Origin of the sequence: Streptomyces sp. NPDC002265 (genome assembly GCF_040296125.1) — a bacterium.
Classification (GTDB): Bacteria; Actinomycetota; Actinomycetes; order Streptomycetales; family Streptomycetaceae; genus Streptomyces.
The window spans coordinates 1-3,710 of sequence record NZ_JBEOWS010000575.1 but is presented as its reverse complement, the minus strand read 5'-3'; the positions used below and the strand labels follow the sequence as shown (position 1 = coordinate 3,710).

The window sequence follows — 3,710 nt, the reverse complement described above, 5'->3', positions numbered from 1 at the left end:
CCTGGTCATTGTCCCCCGCTGCTTCACTAACTCTGGGTGGCCCACCCGCTGGCCCCCGGGCAACCCCCCCACCATTATTAACGGCGCCGGCCCGCCCCCTTGGGGGCGGGCCGTCGATTCATGCAGGATTGAACCGATGAACAAACTGCCCGGCGCGGCACGACTCGGTTCAAGCAGCAGACGGAAGTCGCTCGGGAGCCGGCGCGCGATCCGCGCTCGCGCCCGCCGCCGTCTGGGCTAACACCAAAACCCCGGGTCACGTGATGGGTGACCCGGGGTTTTTCGCTGAGCCGCCTTCGGGATTCGAACCCGAGACCTACGCATTACGAGTGCGTTGCTCTGGCCATCTGAGCTAAGGCGGCGCGCTGTCCGCACCATGGTGCGATCAGCAACGTCGGTAAGTCTACACAGTTTCGAGGGGTGCTTCGTACCGGCCCCGGAGCGGGGGCTTCGGGGCCGGTGACCAGGGCTACGAGCAGCGTTTTCCCACGGCCGGAGGGGTGCCGTCGAGGAGGTAGGTGTCGATCGTGGAGTCGATGCACTTGCTGCCGCGGCCGTAGGCGGTGTGGCCGTCGCCCACATAGGTGAGGAGGCGGCCCGAGGAGAGCTGGCCGGCCAGGGCCTGGGCCCAGCGGTACGGGGTCGCCGGGTCCCGCGTCGTACCGGCCACGACGATCGGGGGCGCGCCCTGCGCCCGGATGCGGTGCGGCTCACCCGTGGGCTTCACCGGCCAGTACGCGCAGTTCAGGGCGGCCCAGGCGAGGGTCGCACCGAAGACCGGGGAGGCCTTCTCGAAGGCGGGCAGGGCCTGCTCCACCTGTCCGGGGCCGTCGAACGAGGGTGGGAGGTCCAGGCAGTTCACCGCCGCGTTGGCGAACATCAGATTGCTGTAGTGCCCCTCGGAGTCGCGTTCGTAGTAGGTGTCGGACAGGGCGAGCAGTCCGGAGCCGTCGTTGTCCTTCATCGCCGCGTCCAGCGCCTCGCGCAGCTGCGGCCAGGACGTCTGGTCGTACATCGCGGTGATCACGCCGGTGGTGGCCAGGGCCTCCCCGAGCTTGCGGCCGTCCCGGTCGCCCGTGGGGATGGGGTGGGCGTCGAGCTTCTGGAGGAAGGCCTTGAGGCTGTCGCCGACCTGCTCGGGTGTCTTGTCCTTGCTCTCCAGCGGGCAGTCGGGCTGCCGCACACAGTCCTTCGCGAACGACTGGAAGGCCGTCTCGAATCCCGCCGTCTGGTCGAGGTTCGTCTCGTACGCGGACAGCTCCGGGTCCAGCGCGCCGTCCAGAACCATCCGGCCCACCCGCTCGGGATACAGGCCCGCGTACGTCGCCCCGAGGAGTGTCCCGTACGAGGCCCCCATGTAGTGCAGCTTCTCGTCGCCCAGCACCGCCCGCAGGATGTCCATGTCCCGGGCCGCCTCCACGGTCGAGACATGGCGCAGCAGCCGGGGGGCGTTCCGGCCGCAGCCCTCGGCGAACTTCTTGTACGCGCCGACGAGTGCGTCGACCTCCCGCGTGTCGTCGGGCGTGACGTCCGTCTGCGTGTAGGCGTCCATCTGCCGGCCGTCGAGGCATACGACGGGCTCGCTGCGGCCCACGCCCCGCGGGTCGACGGCGACCATGTCGTAGCGGGCGCGGACGCCGGTGGGATAGCCGATGCCGGCGTACTGCTCGAGGTAGTCGATCGCGGAGCCGCCCGGTCCGCCCGGGTTCACCAGCAGCGAGCCCAGCCGCGCGCCCGGTCCGGTGGCCTTCTTGCGGGCCACGGCCAGCCGTACGTCACCGGCGGCGGGATCGGCGTAGTCCAGCGGCGCCTTCATCGTGGCGCACTGGAAGCCGGGGGCGCCGCAGCTGCGCCAGGTCAGCTTCTGCCGGTAGTACGACGCGAGCGCGGCGGGCGTGGCTCGGGGCAGCGCGGTCAGCGCCGGCGCCGCCGCGGTGGTCGCCTTGGCCGCGGTGGCCGCGGCGGTCGTGGTGGTCCCGGAACTCGTCACTCCCTGGGGGGAGCACGCGGAGACGAGCAGGGCCGCGACGCCGAGCAGGACGCCGACGCCACGCGTCGTGACGGTGCCGGTGGCTCGGAAGCGGGGCCGGGGGTTTCGGCCGGTCGGACGAAGGGCGCGCCTGGTGTGCATCAGGCGAGCCTAACTCTGTGCGACGTCACCGATGCGCTGCGCACACGAGGTACGACCGTACGGGTTACGTACGGGGGGCCGACGCCCCGCGGGTGCCCGCGTCGGACCCCTCAGCCCGATCTGAGGGCCATCGTCATGGCCTCCACCGCCAGCAGCGGCGCCACGTTCCGGTCGAGGGCGTCACGGCAGGCGCCGATCGCCTCGATACGGCGGAGGGTGGACTCCGGGCTGCTGCCGCGGGCGAGGCGCTCCAGGGCGTCCTCCGCGTCCGTGTTGGCCAGGGCGATCCGGGAGCCGAGCTGGAGGGCGAGGACGTCGCGGTAGAACCCGGTGAGGTCGGTGAGGGCGAGATCGAGGCTGTCGCGCTGGGTCCGGGTCCGGCGGCGCTTCTGCATGTCCTCCAGGTCCTTCATGACACCGGCCGTGCCGCGCGGCATCCGGCCGCCCTGGACCGCGCCCAGCGCCGTCTTGAGCTCCTCGGTCTCCTTGCCGTCCATCTCCTCGGCGAGCTGCTTGGCGTCCTCGGCGGCCGCGTCGACCAGCTCCTGGGCGGCCCGGAGGCAGCCGCCGACGTCCTCGACCCGCAGCGGAAGCTTCAGCACGGCGGCCCGGCGCTCACGCGCGGCCGGATCGGAGGCGAGGCGGCGGGCCCGGTCGACGTGCCCCTGCGTGGCGCGGGCGGCGGCAGCGGCGACGCCGGGCTCGATGCCCTCACGGCGTACGAGCATGTCGGCGACGGCGTCGACCGACGGGGTCCGCAGGTTGAGGTGGCGGCAGCGGGAGCGGATGGTCGGCAGCACGTCCTCCAGCGAGGGCGCGCACAGCAGCCAGACCGTGCGTGGCGCGGGTTCCTCGACGGCCTTCAGGACGGCGTTGGCCGACTTCTCGTTCAACCGCTCGGCGTCCTCGACGAGGATCACCTGCCAGCGGCCGTTCGCCGGTGACGTGAACGACTTGCGGACCGTGTCCCGCATGTCCTTCACCAGGATCTCGGCGCCCACGGCGGCGACCGTGCTGACGTCGGCGTGGGTGCCGACGAGCGCCGTGTGGCAGCCGTCGCAGAATCCGCAGCCGGGGGCCCCGCCGAGGGCGCGGTCCGGGCTCACGCACTGCAACGCGGCGGCGAAGGCCCGCGCCGTCTGCGTCCGCCCCGAACCGGGCGGCCCGGTGAACAGCCAGGCGTGCGTCATCTTCGACGCCTCGGGCAGCGGCGTGCCGGCGGCCACCGCCGTGACGAAGGCGTCGGCGTCCCGGGCAGCGGCGGCCAACTGCTCGCTGACCTTCTCCTGCCCGACGAGGTCGTCCCACACGGTCATGGGTCAGGCCGCCCTTTCGTCACGTTTCGCGGTGCGGATTCCATTGTGCGGGCAGCCACTGACAATCCCGGGGGCGGTCACCGACGCCCCTACGGGCGACCCCCGCCGTCCCGGAAGTCCCGAAGGCGGGCGAGCAAGAGGGCGCGAGAGCGGGAAGCCGCGGGGGCCGGAGCCCCCGCGGCATACGGCTCAGCGGCCCCGGCCGCGGCGGCGTCCCCGCCGGGCGCCGGATCCCGCGTCGGCCTAGTCGCCACGCGGGCCGA

2 protein-coding genes and 1 tRNA gene are annotated in these 3,710 nt (G+C 72.6%); all 3 read right to left on the bottom strand.

Features of this window, described 5'->3' with window-relative positions; all coding sequences use genetic code 11:
- Positions 1-288 precede the first annotated feature (288 nt).
- Positions 289-362, bottom strand: a tRNA-Thr gene (locus ABT085_RS45020).
- 107 nt (positions 363-469) lie between these two features.
- On the bottom strand, positions 470-2,131 hold the full coding sequence (locus tag ABT085_RS45015) for an alpha/beta hydrolase (RefSeq protein WP_351622653.1): 1,662 nt from the start codon (positions 2,129-2,131) through the stop codon (positions 470-472).
- A gap of 110 nt (positions 2,132-2,241) precedes the next feature.
- On the bottom strand, positions 2,242-3,447 hold the full coding sequence (locus ABT085_RS45010; RefSeq protein ID WP_351622650.1) for a DNA polymerase III subunit delta': 1,206 nt from the start codon (positions 3,445-3,447) through the stop codon (positions 2,242-2,244).
- Positions 3,448-3,710: the final 263 nt, after the last annotated feature.